This is a genomic window from Nitrospina sp. 32_T5 (genome assembly GCF_052156635.1).
Taxonomy (GTDB): domain Bacteria; phylum Nitrospinota; class Nitrospinia; order Nitrospinales; family Nitrospinaceae; genus Nitrospina.
On sequence record NZ_JBQKUO010000004.1, the window covers coordinates 345326 to 358675 of the forward strand.

10 protein-coding genes and 1 rRNA gene are annotated in these 13350 nt (G+C 57.5%); 6 read left to right on the forward strand and 5 right to left on the reverse strand.

Going from position 1 to position 13350, the window contains the following annotated elements; all coding sequences use genetic code 11:
* Positions 1-240 precede the first annotated feature (240 nt).
* Genes ACTRW9_RS12865 through ACTRW9_RS12875 form a run of 3 tightly spaced genes read left to right on the forward strand, consistent with a single transcriptional unit; the run spans position 241 to position 4692 of the window.
* A complete protein-coding gene (locus tag ACTRW9_RS12865; protein WP_442429658.1) occupies positions 241-2646 on the forward strand; it encodes a hypothetical protein in 2406 nt (801 codons plus the stop codon).
* Complete coding sequence (locus ACTRW9_RS12870) at positions 2591-3643, forward strand: phosphatidylserine decarboxylase (protein WP_442429659.1); 1053 nt, start codon at positions 2591-2593, stop codon at positions 3641-3643. The genes ACTRW9_RS12865 and ACTRW9_RS12870 overlap by 56 nt, the downstream gene beginning before the upstream one ends.
* Positions 3640-4692: a prolipoprotein diacylglyceryl transferase family protein gene (locus ACTRW9_RS12875; RefSeq protein WP_442429660.1), complete on the forward strand. Its 1053-nt coding sequence runs from the start codon at positions 3640-3642 to the stop codon at positions 4690-4692. The genes ACTRW9_RS12870 and ACTRW9_RS12875 overlap by 4 nt, the downstream gene beginning before the upstream one ends.
* Positions 4693-4725: 33 nt before the next feature.
* On the opposite strand, the gene ACTRW9_RS12880 is transcribed toward ACTRW9_RS12875, so the two are convergent.
* The 5 genes from ACTRW9_RS12880 to ACTRW9_RS12900 form a co-directional block, all read right to left on the reverse strand.
* The gene (locus ACTRW9_RS12880; protein WP_442429661.1) at positions 4726-5454 is read right to left on the reverse strand and encodes a pentapeptide repeat-containing protein; all 729 of its coding nucleotides are present in this window, start codon (positions 5452-5454) and stop codon (positions 4726-4728) included.
* Between the two features lie 52 nt (positions 5455-5506).
* Positions 5507-5689, reverse strand: coding sequence for a hypothetical protein (locus tag ACTRW9_RS12885; RefSeq protein WP_442429662.1), 183 nt, complete (start codon positions 5687-5689; stop codon positions 5507-5509).
* Between the two features lie 14 nt (positions 5690-5703).
* Positions 5704-6039: a hypothetical protein gene (locus tag ACTRW9_RS12890; RefSeq protein WP_442425176.1), complete on the reverse strand. Its 336-nt coding sequence runs from the start codon at positions 6037-6039 to the stop codon at positions 5704-5706.
* Positions 6040-6185: 146 nt separating this feature from the next.
* Positions 6186-7286, reverse strand: a complete 1101-nt coding sequence (gene mqnE / locus ACTRW9_RS12895; RefSeq protein WP_442429663.1) for an aminofutalosine synthase MqnE — start codon at positions 7284-7286, stop codon at positions 6186-6188.
* Positions 7287-7419: 133 nt separating this feature from the next.
* Positions 7420-8277: a UbiA-like polyprenyltransferase gene (locus ACTRW9_RS12900; RefSeq protein ID WP_442429664.1), complete on the reverse strand. Its 858-nt coding sequence runs from the start codon at positions 8275-8277 to the stop codon at positions 7420-7422.
* Positions 8278-8422: 145 nt separating this feature from the next.
* On the opposite strand from ACTRW9_RS12900, the gene ACTRW9_RS12905 reads away from it, so the two are divergent.
* From ACTRW9_RS12905 to ACTRW9_RS12915, 3 genes are all read left to right on the forward strand, one after another.
* Positions 8423-9580, forward strand: coding sequence for a hypothetical protein (locus tag ACTRW9_RS12905; RefSeq protein WP_442429665.1), 1158 nt, complete (start codon positions 8423-8425; stop codon positions 9578-9580).
* Between the two features lie 96 nt (positions 9581-9676).
* Complete coding sequence (locus ACTRW9_RS12910) at positions 9677-11437, forward strand: ABC transporter ATP-binding protein (RefSeq protein ID WP_442429666.1); 1761 nt, start codon at positions 9677-9679, stop codon at positions 11435-11437.
* A 312-nt stretch (positions 11438-11749) separates the two neighbouring features.
* Positions 11750-13271, forward strand: a 16S ribosomal RNA gene (locus tag ACTRW9_RS12915).
* Positions 13272-13350: the final 79 nt, after the last annotated feature.

Genomic DNA, 13350 nt, shown 5'->3' on the forward strand with positions numbered 1-13350 from the left:
CACAGGCCCGAAGTGCGTGCAACCTGGTGCGATCCGCCACCCGGCCACCTTTTCCCATCCTTTTGTGAAATCCCTGACAATAGGCGCCTTAAACACAACCCGCCCTCCCACTCTCACATATCCAATAAAGCTTTCCAAATTCAAACCAAACTCAATAACGCCCATAACAGTCCGGGCATAAGCTCTGTGCAGAAAAACAAAGGGACGTGCACCACGAACTTCATCGCCCCGAAAGGCTTCATGAACGAATTCACAGTCAACCAGAACGCATTCCGCTCGCTGGGCGTCGATTTTTCCTCCCACGAGGCGTTGATCGAATCCCTCCCCTTTTCAACAAACGACACGACCGCAGGCTCGGAAAGCGAACTGCAGGCCGCAGTGGAAGGCAACGCTCCGGATGTGGATCTGGCAGTCCGCATTCGTGAGTCCAGTTTCTTCGCCAGCGTGCTGAAGCGGTGCCGGGCGGGAGAGATCCCGAAAAAACAGGTGGCCGACCTCGAAGGATTCCTGGACGACAACAAACGACGGTTATGGGAAAACAGCTGGGTGCGGTTTCCGCTCACCGTGTTGGCCTCGGCCACCCAACAGTTATTCGAAGACGACCTACGGGCAAATAAAAAAGATCCCGCTGGGCCGCTCCGTGCTGACACGGATCGTTTCCTGTTTCAAAAAGAAGGGGAAACCTGGGTGCGCGTCCCGATCAGTTACCTGCTCAAGCTGGCACTTGCGGACTACTTGAACCGATCACCGTCCTTGCCCGCAATCTGCCGGGAGGAAGGCCCCCGGTTTTTCGATCATTTTCTGAACGACAATACGTCACCCGAAACGCATTCGTTTTATATCAGCTTCCTCGACGCGGAATCGGGCATGGGTCGCGCCCTGTCGCGGGAGACGGGTCAGCGCTACCTGCTCACGCAGGGCCTCATTCAATACGCCAATCTGAAATTTCAGCTCAAGGACCACGGGCAGGAGGGCACCGTTTACTATTCGCCCCACCCTCCCCTGCGGCAGAAAAAACTGAACGAACTGATTCCCGATTCGTTTTACCGCGAACTGTTCATGAGTCCGTGCCTTTCCGGCTGGGACGACGGCGAAAAGAAACACGCCTACATGGCGCTCTGTCACGAAGTGCTGAGCCGCAGTCAACTCAACACCCTGACCAAACTGAAGGAGGCAGGCATCATCACGCGCAATCTGGTAAGCCTGCCCAACCCGTCGAACACCAGCCTCGCCAACAACGGCACACACATCAGCCTGGGGTCGCGAAAACTGACGGCGGCACTCGCCGATCCCTTATCCGGCCTTACCGAAGCGGATGAAAAGCGCATCGGTGACCTCGTCATCAAAATCACCGAACACTTTTTGCCGCTGTTTGTGGAAACATACAGCGCAGCGCCGTACCGCATGGACTTCACCGATTTCCATCCGGAAAAGGCGCTCGGGTTTCTGCCGCACGAATTGCATTACACGCACCTGCGCATGTTCTGGCGGCGTTGGAAGAAAAAAGCACGGCTCAAGTTTTTCAATCACCCCGTCACCCCATTCGGTCCGGAATGGCTGGACTCGGTGGTGCGCAGCTCCTTGGGATTGAAAGGCGATTTCATTGCGGATTTCCGCCTGATCGATTATCTCGTCTGCCTGCTCAGCACGGAACAGTGCCCCGGCCTCGACGGGAAATCCGGCAATCAGCAAAAACTCGCCCGCGACCTGATGCACATGGGCGTCTTTCACGATCAGATGCCTGTCTACTCGTTCTTCCGTCAGCGGCACTTTTCCAAAATGGGTTATTCCGGCTTTGAAGGACGGTATTATTCGCTGTTCCATAGCCTGCAGAACGATCTGGCTCACGCCGTCAACCTGCAACGACTGATCACGTTGTTCGCTTACCGTCTGATTGCCAGTGGCTCAATCACGCACCGAACCATTCCCGACGACCCGTTCTGCGAAAGCGAACGGCGGCAGATCGTATTCGCCGCCGCCATCAACCTGCCCACATTTTTCGTGAAAAACAACGGAGGCAACTTTTTCCTGCGGCATATTCTCAAATACACGGAAAACATCCGCATCAGTTCGCGCTATCCCGGTTCATTCCGCGTGCCCACACCAGAATACAAACAAGCGCTGGTCCGTCTTCTCCGTATGGAAGCGGCAGATCTCGTGTCCATGCTGGGGATGGAAGAAACCCTGCGCGACCTGGAAGTCCGGGTTCAGCACCCGGAGGAACATTCCACCGGAGGCAAACTGACCCGTTCTATATTACAGACGTGCGATGCGCAGTCGCCCTTTGATCTCGATGCGGAAACCTTCAACACCGCCGCCGAATCGCATTTCCGCGAGGGACTCCGAAAACAACACATCCAGGAATCGGTGGAAGATCTGGCGGAACGATTCTGCCACAGCCGCAAATTCCACGAGTTCGTCCGGCGGCACGACCCCGGGTTTCTTGCCCGCGTTCACGGAACCCGGACGCGGGAGGTCTACTGGAACGGGCTTCCGGAAAAACTGTCGCAGGGCATGCTTTCTCTCAAAGAAGTGGAAAATTTATTGCAGGCATTGTTGCTGTCCATTCTTTTCGATACCGAAAATCAAAATGCCAAAACACACGAACCCAAAAACTCCGACCTTACCCCGGCATCAGTATATTGACGGCGAGACAGGAGCCATCGTCAACGAACGTCTGTTGAACGATCCGCTGATTCGGTTTCTGTACTCGCAGGTACGCGAGAGCGCTCCCTTTCTGTTTCGCCTGATGACCGGAAAACACTGGTCGCGCTGGGTGGGCTATCTGAATTACGAATCTCAACTGGGAGCAAAACTGTGCGGAAACGAACAATTTTTGAAAGAATGCGGCATCCGCTGGCAGGAATGCGTCGAACCCGTCTGGCGGCTCGACACACCACGCAAAATTTTTGAACGGCAGATCCGTTACTGGGAATGTCGCCCCTTGCCCCCTGCGCCCGAGGCGGTGGTCTCCCCGGCGGACAGCCGCGTGCTGGTGGGATCGTTCCAGAAAACAAGCCTGCTTCCGGTGAAACACAAGTTTTTCGACTACGAAGAACTGCTGGGCGACCGGCCCGTCTGGCGCAAAGCCTTTACCGGGGGCGATTTCGCCCTCTTCCGGCTGACGCCGGAAAAATACCATTACAACCACTGTCCCGTCTCCGGGGAGGTGCGCGATTTTTACGAGATCGACGGCCGCTACCATTCGTGCAACCCCGGTGCGTTGATCGCCTTCGCCACGCCCTGTTCGAAGAACAAACGCACCGTGACCATTCTCGATACCGATGTCCCCGGCGGCACGGGACTGGGTCTCGTAGCCATGGTGGAGGTGGTGGCGCTCATGATCGGCGAGGTGGTGCAGTGCTACAGCAACCATCAGTACACCGATCCGCAACCGATGACATCGGGACGGTACCTGGTCAAAGGCCAGCCGAAAAGCCTGTTCCGTCCGGGAAGCAGCACCACGATTCTGATATTCCAGCAGGACCGAGTCGAATTCGATGCACGCATCCTCGCCAACCTCAAAAACCCGTTTGCCGAAAGCCGCTATTCCCTCGGCCTGGAAACACCCCTGGTGGAAACCGACGTCAAGGTACGGTCGCGGATCGGTTCACGCAAACCCACAAACGGAACCGCAAAATGACTGCCAACAGGATTTTCTTTGCAGGGATGGTTTTATTCTCCGCCGTTTATCTTTACATGGGATGCAAGTACTTGCCACGCGAACGGTTTCAGTTTCTCGCGGTCATCCCGGTGCGCAAGCGCGAGGACGGAAGCTGGGAATCCTTAAACCTCACTTATTACGGCCTGCTCACCGCCACCGCTCTGGGCCTGGGCGTAATGATGTTTTTTACGTTGAGCACGGGAGCCGGTGCGGCGCTCGATTCCAGCCTGCTGTTTCTGACGCTGGTAGTGGGGGCCGGACTGTTTGCGGCGCGCGTATTCTCGCAATGGGTGGAAGGCAAGCAGCACACGTTCACCACGCAGGGTGCCTTCTGGGCCGGAGGCGCACTGGCCCTGCCGGTGCTGGGTTTGATCAACGCCCTGCCGGGACATTTCCAAATCGACTCCCTTCCCATGCTCCCTGTGTTCGCCGCACTGACGGTCGGTTACTGCATGGCGGAAGGTTGGGGACGGCTGGCCTGCATGAGTTTCGGTTGCTGTTACGGCAAACCCCTGCACGAGATGCCGCTGGGGTTGCGCCGCCTTTTCGAAAACCACTGCTTCCGCTTTGAAGGCGCGACCAAAAAAATCGCCTACGCGCAGGGGTGGGAAGAAGTTCCCGTGTTCCCCATTCAGGCCCTCACTGCCGCCCTGCACCTGGTTGGCGGTAGCATCGCCCTCGCTTTTTTTCTCGCATCCAAGTTTCTCATCGCTTTTTTGATTTCCGTCGGAGTTTCTCAGGGGTGGCGCTTCGCCTCGGAGTTTCTACGTCGCGACCACCGCGGTGCGGGACGCTGGAGCGTGTATCAGAAAGGCGCGCTGATAGCACTGGCGTATGCGGGTCTTATTGGATGCCTCCTTCCGGAGCCTCCCCTGACCGTGTCCATCGCACAAGCGTGGCCGTCCATCTTTCAATGGAAAGCGGTAATGTGGACGCTCATCTTCTGCGTCATCACCTTCCTCTACATGGGACGGAGCCAGGTGACCGAATCGCAGGTAACCTTCCGCGTGCGCACCGACCGGATATAAATTCGGCCACCTCGGTAACTCGACTTCTGGATTTCACCCGGTGTTGCAGACGCATTCGTATTCATTGTCGTCCAGCCAGCGGATCGAAATGTAGTCGGGAAAGGCGACGGTGTCTTTCTGGAAAATGGCGGACTCGATCTGCCCGCAGGTGAGGTTTTGCACGCCGGTGAAATCGCATCCTGAAATATCCACTTCAGCGAAGTCCACATCCTTCAGGTTGGCGTTGTTGAACCTGACGTTATACAGGTCCGAGCCAGTGAAGTCGGCCCCTTCCAGGTTGGCGCCGGTGAAATCGGCTTCATCCACGCGCGTGTAACGCAGGTCGGCTTCAAACAGGTTGGCGTTGCGGAACACGGCTTGCTTCAGCGCCCCCGCTTTCAATTCCGCCCGCTGGAAATTGGCTCCTTCCAGGTTCGCGCCCTCCAGGTAGGCTCCGGTGAGGTTGGCTTCAGAGAAATTGGCGTTGGTGAAGTTGGAGTGACGCAGGTCCGCCCCTTCCAGTTCCGATCCGGCAAACGAGGCCCCGGTGAAACGACTGTGGCTCATGTTGGCTTCCAGCAGGCTGGACTGGGAGACGTCCGCCGTCTCCGCCTGGACCTGCAGCAGTCGCGCCCGGTAAAACTGCGAATAGGTGAGGACACAGTTCGACAGGTTGGCCGCGGTCAAATCCGCTTCCGCGAAATCCGACTGGCTCAAATCACGGCCGCTGAAATCCATCTCCTTCAATTCGCGGCCGCTGAAATCGCGATCGTCTGCCGTCATGCTTTCATTCCAGGTGGGATTGTTTTTCGACGCGAATGCGCCGGGGAAATGCTCACTCTTTTTTGCGGGGGTAGTCGAATTCGATGACGCCCTGCTGGCCTTTCTGCTGGATGCCGCGTCGCCGCGCCTTCTGCAAAATATCCTGAACGTTTTTGCCCTTCTCTTCCGGCCGCTTTCCCTTGTTTGATTTTTCCGGCGGGGGAGGTGTCTCCGTAGATTTGTCTTTCTCGTTCATGTGCGAATCCGGGCTCACGCTTCGCCTGCGGGTTTGTCTTTCGGCTGACTCATCGCGCTCATCAACCGGCGCAGTTGAAAGGCCTGCGGCGACGTGGTCTTCACCATCGAAGGCGTCCGGCATTTGGGGCAGACGTCATGTCTTCGCACGGACCGCCACAGCGTGTACATCACGCCGGGCACAATGTAGAACAGGTACAACAGGACCTCGATGACGATGTGGCCGCGGCGCACATTGATGGGCTGACGCTGGCATCCGCAGGTGAGACAGATGTAATCCTTGCTGAAATCCACCCCGCCAACGACGTTCTTTCTGGGCCTGGGCTGTTGTTTTCGAATCGGTTGACTCATGCCCCGCACCTCCGCAATGCTGTCCCCCATTGACAGTTGAATTCTAATTTTACCACTTTCGCAGATTTTGAGAAGAAGAGAGGAAAAAGATTCTCGACGGCGCGGAAAGCCGGGATGGGCCAGGAAACTTATGCGAAATAGGCGCGTTAAACCGCGGCGAGGTGGGTGTCTTCGTACAACGTGTCGCGTTCCATCGGCAGGCGGCCGGACTCGACGATCATGTCGATGATCTCGCGCTGGTGGAAGATCTGGTCGGTGGTCGCGCCCGCGGCGTGGATGATTTTTTCCTCGACCACGGTGCCGTCCATATCGTCCGCGCCGAAGGACATCGACAACTGCGCAATCTTGGGTGAAATCATGATCCAGAACGCCTTGATGTGCGGAAAATTATCAAGCATGAGGCGGCTGACCGCCAGAGCACGCAGGTCCAGCTGACCCGACGTCGGCGGCAGGAAATGCAGGTTGGTGTTTTCCGGATGGAACGCCAGCGGGATGAACGTCACGAATCCGCCGGTCTTGTCCTGCAACTCGCGCAGGCGCACCAGGTGATCGACGCGTTCCTCCGCGAACTCCAGGTGACCGTACAGCATGGTGGCGTTGCTCTTGAGACCGACGCCGTGCGCCGTCTCGTGCACCTCCAGCCAGCGCTCGCCGGTGATCTTGTCATTGCAGATTTTCTTGCGCGCGCGTTTGGCGAAAATCTCCGCGCCGCCGCCGGGAATGGATCCCAGCCCCGCCGCGTACAACTCCTCCAGCGTGTCCTTGAGCGGCTTGCCCGCAAGCTTTGCCAGGTAATCCAGCTCCACCGCCGTGAACGCCTGCAGGTGGACTTCCGGAAAACGTTCCTTCAGGCCGCGCACCATGTCGAGGTAGATCGAGTACGGCCAGTCCGGGTGCAGGCCGCCGACGATGTGAAACTCGCTGACCTTGCCGTTCTGGTAGGCCTGCGCGTCGGAGAAGATTTCCTCCAGCGATTTTTCGTAGGCGTTGGGCGCGTCGGGCTTGACGCCGAACGCGCAGAAGTTGCAGGTGTGGATGCAGACGTTGGTCGGGTTGATGTGGCGGTTGTGGATGAAGAACGCGTTGTCGCCGTTTTTGCGCTCACGCACGATGGTGGCCAGACGGCCGACGCCCAACAGGTCCGGCGTCTTGAACAGCGTCACGCCGTCGTCGAACGACAGGCGCTCGCCCGCTTTCACTTTGTCTTCAATGGCTTTCAGCCGCTCATCCAGAAACTCAAACACCACAACACTCCATAAAGTCCGTTGATTCAATAGAGGAAGGGATTATACCCGATTCCGCCCCCCTAACGCAAAGGTTTGGAAAAGGCCCCAAAATCTGCCAATCCAGATCTGTGTGCACCCTTGGTCCCCTCTTATGTTACACCCACAGGCAGTCGATGATGACGAGGATCATGAGGGTGAGGCTGATGAGTCCGTTCACATTGAAGAAGGCGATGTTCACGCGCGTCAGGTCGTCTTCCCTGACGATGGCATGCTCGTAGATCAGCAATCCCGCCACCGCCAGCACGCCGACGAGATAGGTCACGCCCAGCAAGGGCGACAGGTACATCACCCCCAGCAGGAACAACACCATCATGGCGTGCGCGGCGCGGGCGAACAGCAGTCCACGGCCGATACCAAAATGCTCGGGGATGGAGTGCAGGCGGTTCTTTTTATCGGCCTCGACGTCCATGCAGGCGTAAATGATGTCGAAGCCGGTCAGCCAGAACACCACCGCCGCGCCCAGCACCAGCGAGGTGAAGGAAATCTCCTCGCGGATCGCCACCCACGCCCCCACCGGCGCCACCGACAGGGCAAATCCCAGAAACACGTGCGAGTACGGGGTGAAGCGTTTGGTGATCGAGTAGAAGAAGACGATGGCCAGCGCCACCGGCGACAACCACAGCGCGAGGCGATTCAGCATGCCGGCGGCGAAGATGAAGATGGCGGACGACACAATAAGGAACGCCCAGTACTGCCCCGTCCCCACTTTGCCCGCTGGCAGGGCGCGGTTTTCCGTACGCGGGTTTTTCGCGTCCAGGCGGGCGTCGACGATGCGGTTGAAGGCCATGGCGGCGTTCCTCGCGCCGAACATGCAAAGCAGGATCCACAGCATCTGCTCCCACGTGGGCAGGCCCCCGGCCGCGAGGAAGGCGCTCATCACAGCGAACGGCAGGGCGAACACGGTGTGTTGAATTTTGATGTCCGCGAAGATGATTTTCAGTTGTTCCCACATGCGGTTTCGTCCACACTATTTCGGAAGAGGGAGAAGCGGTCCGGCAAATGGCAACCGCCGATGAACACGGGTAAAAAAAGAGAAAATCTTTCTATTAAGAAGCCGTGGATTCACTAACACCAATTTCTCATTCACAGGCACGCGCATGACCGTCACCGAGACCGCCGGAAAGCCCGCCGAGCGACCCGATATTTCCATAAAAAACGGCACCGCGCATCTATATTTCGCCTACGACGTCGGCTTCGCCATCAACCTCGATGAAGCCGACCGGCACATCACCGCGCCCAAAGGCCGCTCGCAGATCCAGGCGAAGCGGCGCGTCAGCAAGTATTTCCAGCTGACCCCGTCGCCCGTGTGGATGTCCACGCCGGTGGATGCGTTCCAGATCACTCCGCGCCACACCACGGAAAGCCGGGTGAACGCCCTGCTGTTTGAGTTCGGCGCGGTGTCGATCGACCTCGTCGTCCCCTTCTCCGGCACGCTGACGGAACTGGTGGCGTTCATCGAAACCGCCTACGAGAGCGAGGGACTGCGACAGCACGCCCGGCGCGCCCTCGACCAGGTCCTGAAGGACATCGGCCCTTCCGTCAGCCGCCTGTCGGTCTCGCCGCATTTCGAGGACTACTTCGTGTTCCAGATCGAGGAGTTCGATCCCCACGTCAGCGTGCACGATCTCATCGAAAAGTATCCGGAGACCGTCGCCCGCCTTCTGCGCGGCGAGCGCGAGCGGTTGTCGCACGAGGAGACCGAGGATATCATCTCCAACCGCATTTCGTACGGGCTGGAGGACGTCACCTTCGTCGGCTGGGATTGCGCGCTGGTGTACGACACCGAACCGGAGGACATCTGCACGGTGCTCGAGTACACCAACGTGGCGCTCCTCGAGTTCGCGTTCCTGAACAACAAGCTGAACCAGGCGCTCGACGAGTTTTACGATCACCTGCCGCCGGCGGCGGGCGGAAAGTCAGCGAGCAAGTTCAAGTCGCTGGCACCGAAACTGCGCAGCATCGGCCAGTTCCAGCTCGACACCGAGATCATCTTCGACGGCGTGACCAACTCGCTCAAACTGTTCGGCGACGTGTTCCTGGCGCGGCTGTACGACCTCGCCTCCCGCCAGTTGGGCCTGGAGGACTGGCAGGAGAGCATCCAGCGCAAGCTGGACACCATCGAGAGCATTTACGGCAAGCTGTCGGACGCCGAGGCGACCCGGCGCCTGGAGACGTTGGAATGGATCATCATTGTGCTGATCGCCGTCTCCATCCTCCTCCCTTTCATCCCCGGCCTCTCCGGCATGATGCACTGACAATCCCCCTGCCCTTCGCAAAAATTTTCGGTTCCGCGTTGTGGCGGTTGACGGTATGATGTGGCCTCGCAAATCAACCCCAACCCCAGTCACCCTATGAAATACGTAAGACAACTCGCCCGTTTTCTGCACCCCTACCGCACCATGCTGTTCTGGGGGAGCATCCTCCTGATCCTCGCCTCCGCCACCAACCTGGCGATCCCGCTGTTCGTCAAGCAGCTGGTGGACGTGGTGATGGTGAAGAAGGACGTGGACCTGCTCAACGACATGGCGTGGATCATCGCCCTCCTGTTCCTTTCGCAGATGCTGTTCAGCACGGCGCACAATTACCTGTACGACATCACCGAGAAACGCGTCACCACCGACTTCCGCAAGCGCATCTTCCGGCATATCCACAAACTGTCGATGAGCTTTTTCGTCAAGCGCCGGACCGGCGAGATCATGTCGCGCATGACCAACGACATCTCCACCATCGAGGGCGTCATCACCGACCTGCCCGCGACGGTGCTGCAGCAGTCGATCCGCCTGTTCGGCGGCATCATAATCATCATCTACATGAACTGGAAGCTGACGTTCATGATCCTCGTGCTCGCGCCCATCCTGGTTCTGTTCGCTCGTTACTACGGCAAGCGCCTGCGCGCGTTGTCCACGGAGATCCAGGACAAGCTGTCCACCTCCACCACCATCCTGGAAGAAAACCTGAGCGGCATGGCGGTGGTGAAATCGTTCGTCAAGCAGAAGCTGGAGATCGACCGTTTCGAGGCGGCGGTGGAGGACAGCTTTGAGTCGGCGAAGAAGCGGGTGAAGATTTCCGCGTTCTTCGGCCCTTCGATCGGCTTCATTGCCTTCATCACCGCGCTGGTCTTGTTGTGGTACGGCGGGCACCAGGTGATCGCCGGCAACATCAGCCCGGGCGAACTCATCGCCTTCATCCTGTACGCCACCATCATCGCCGGGCCGATGGGCAGTTTCGCCCGGCTGTACACCCGTATCCAGGAGGCGCTGGGGGCGAGCCAGCGCATTTTCGACATATTGAATACCGAGGGCGAAGTCAAGGACCTGCCCGGCGCTCAGCCCATGCCTCCCATCGTCGGCCGCGTGGAGGTGAAAAACCTGCATTTTCACTACAGGCCGGACCAGGAAGTATTGAAGGGACTCGATTTCACCGTCGAGCCGGGCGAGATGGTGGCCCTGGTGGGGCCCAGTGGCGCCGGCAAGACCACGCTCATCAACCTCCTGCACCGCTTTTACGATCCGGTGGAAGGCGAAATTTGTGTGGACGGCATCCCCATCCACACCGTGCAGTTGAGCAGCTATTTGCAGCAGGTGGCGCTGGTACCGCAGGAAACCCTGCTGTTCGGCGGGACGATTGAGGAGAACATCCGCTACGCCAAGCCCGAGGCCAGCGAGGAAGAGATCGTCGACGCGGCGAAGAGCGCCAATGCCGACGCCTTCATCCGCGCCTGCCCGGACGGCTACCGGACCATTGTCGGGGAGAAGGGAATCCGCCTGTCTGCGGGGCAGAGGCAGAGGATCGCCATCGCCCGCGCCATTCTCAAAAACCCGCACATGTTGATACTGGACGAAGCCACCTCCGCCCTAGACAACGAGTCGGAAAAGCTCATCCAGGAGGCCCTGGAGCGCCTGATGAAGGGCAAAACCTCGTTTGTGATCGCCCACAGGCTGTCCACCATCCATAATGCGGACCGCATCATTGTGCTGGAGCACGGGCAGGTGGTGGAAATGGGCCGGCACCAGGAGTTGATGGACAAGGAGGGGCTGTATCACTACCTCTACACCCTGAAAAGCTACCAGCTGGAGCACGAGCCGGAGGCCCTGGACGAGGCGGATATGTAGGCTGGTAGCGGTTCGGCCAAGTTCCTAAAAAATATTACAGAATTTTCCAAAAAAACACTTGCGCAACTCTGATAAAGCCGATATAACTTAAATCACTTGAACAACACCTAGGATTTTCAAGCATCCGGGGTTCGAAAGTTAGGTCCCCGATGACCTTCCTATATTTGTTTCAGATTGAAATTTTTTCGATGGACCAGAGGGTCGTTCAAACGATCACTCCAGCCATCACTGTTCTTTGAAAGCAGAATAAGGTGCCAACCTAAGCTTGCGGATGCCTGTTAATTTGTAATTTGGTCAAATTTTCGAGTTTAACAACTGGAGAGTTTGATCCTGGCTCAGAACGAACGCTGGCGGCGTGCCTAACACATGCAAGTCGAACGAGAAAGTTCCTTCGGGAATGAGTAAAGTGGCGCAAGGGTGAGTAACACGTGAATAATCTGCCTTTGAGATTGGGATAACCTGACGAAAGTTAGGCTAATACCGAATAAGACCACGTTTCATAAGAGATGCGGTAAAAGGAGTCTCAAACTCCACTCAAAGATGAGTTCGCGGACCATTAGCTAGTTGGTGAGATAAAAGCTCACCAAGGCTACGATGGTTAGCCGGCCTGAGAGGGTGATCGGCCACACTGGAACTGAGACACGGTCCAGACTCCTACGGGAGGCAGCAGTGGGGAATTTTGCGCAATGGGCGAAAGCCTGACGCAGCAACGCCGCGTGAGCGATGAAGGCCTTCGGGTCGTAAAGCTCTGTCGGGTGGGAAGAACACAATGACGGTACCACCAAAGGAAGCCCCGGCTAACTCCGTGCCAGCAGCCGCGGTAACACGGAGGGGGCGAGCGTTGTTCGGAATCATTGGGCGTAAAGCGTATGTAGGTGGCCGGATAAGTCAGACGTGTAAGCCCACGGCTCAACCGTGGAATTGCGTTTGAAACTATTCGGCTTGAGTGCAGGAGAGGAAAGCGGAATTTCCAGTGTAGCGGTGAAATGCGTTGATATTGGGAAGAACACCAGTGGCGAAGGCGGCTTTCTGGCCTGCAACTGACACTGAGATACGAAAGCCAGGGGAGCGAACGGGATTAGATACCCCGGTAGTCCTGGCTGTAAACGATGGGCACTAGGTGTAGGAGGTGTTGATCCCTTCTGTGCCGCAGCTAACGCATTAAGTGCCCCGCCTGGGGAGTACGGTCGCAAGGCTGAAACTCAAAGGAATTGACGGGGGCCCGCACAAGCGGTGGAGCATGTGGTTTAATTCGACGCAACGCGAAGAACCTTACCTGGATTTGACTTGCTTGGGACCGCCTTGGAAACAAGGTTTCCCTTCGGGGCCCTTGCACAGGTGCTGCATGGCTGTCGTCAGCTCGTGTCGTGAGATGTTGGGTTAAGTTCCGCAACGAGCGCAACCCCTACCTTTAGTTGCCAGCGGGTAATGCCGGGAACTCTAAAGGAACTGTCGGTGATAAACCGGAGGAAGGTGGGGATGACGTCAAGTCCTCATGGCCTTTATGTCCAGGGCTACACACGTGCTACAATGGCCGGTACAAAGAGTTGCAATACCGCGAGGTGGAGCTAATCTCAAAAAGCCGGTCTCAGTTCGGATTGGAGTCTGCAACTCGACTCCATGAAGCTGGAATCGCTAGTAATCGTGGATCAGCATGCCACGGTGAATACGTTCCCGGGCCTTGTACACACCGCCCGTCACACCATGAAAGCCGACTGTACCAGAAGTCACGATGCTAACCTTCGGGGAGCTACTGCCTAAGGTATGGTTGGTGATCGGGGTGAAGTCGTAACAAGGTAGCCGTAGGGGAACCTGCGGCTGGATCACCTCCTTTCTAAGGAGATTTCGATCCGGCAAATCTGTCGGTCGAAATCGACGAGATCAACCATCCGTGAGTTGGGTTGGCACCTTTT

Excerpts from the sequence above, each read along its gene's own strand:
- ACTRW9_RS12865 (WP_442429658.1), top strand. The coding sequence starts at position 241 with ATGAACGAATTCACAGTCAACCAGAACGCATTCCGCTCGCTGGGCGTC.
- ACTRW9_RS12870 (WP_442429659.1), top strand. The coding sequence starts at position 2,591 with ATGCCAAAACACACGAACCCAAAAACTCCGACCTTACCCCGGCATCAG.
- ACTRW9_RS12875 (WP_442429660.1), top strand. The coding sequence starts at position 3,640 with ATGACTGCCAACAGGATTTTCTTTGCAGGGATGGTTTTATTCTCCGCC.
- ACTRW9_RS12880 (WP_442429661.1), bottom strand. The coding sequence starts at position 5,454 with ATGACGGCAGACGATCGCGATTTCAGCGGCCGCGAATTGAAGGAGATG.
- ACTRW9_RS12885 (WP_442429662.1), bottom strand. The coding sequence starts at position 5,689 with ATGAACGAGAAAGACAAATCTACGGAGACACCTCCCCCGCCGGAAAAA.
- ACTRW9_RS12890 (WP_442425176.1), bottom strand. The coding sequence starts at position 6,039 with ATGAGTCAACCGATTCGAAAACAACAGCCCAGGCCCAGAAAGAACGTC.
- ACTRW9_RS12900 (WP_442429664.1), bottom strand. The coding sequence starts at position 8,277 with ATGTGGGAACAACTGAAAATCATCTTCGCGGACATCAAAATTCAACAC.
- ACTRW9_RS12905 (WP_442429665.1), top strand. The coding sequence starts at position 8,423 with ATGACCGTCACCGAGACCGCCGGAAAGCCCGCCGAGCGACCCGATATT.
- ACTRW9_RS12910 (WP_442429666.1), top strand. The coding sequence starts at position 9,677 with ATGAAATACGTAAGACAACTCGCCCGTTTTCTGCACCCCTACCGCACC.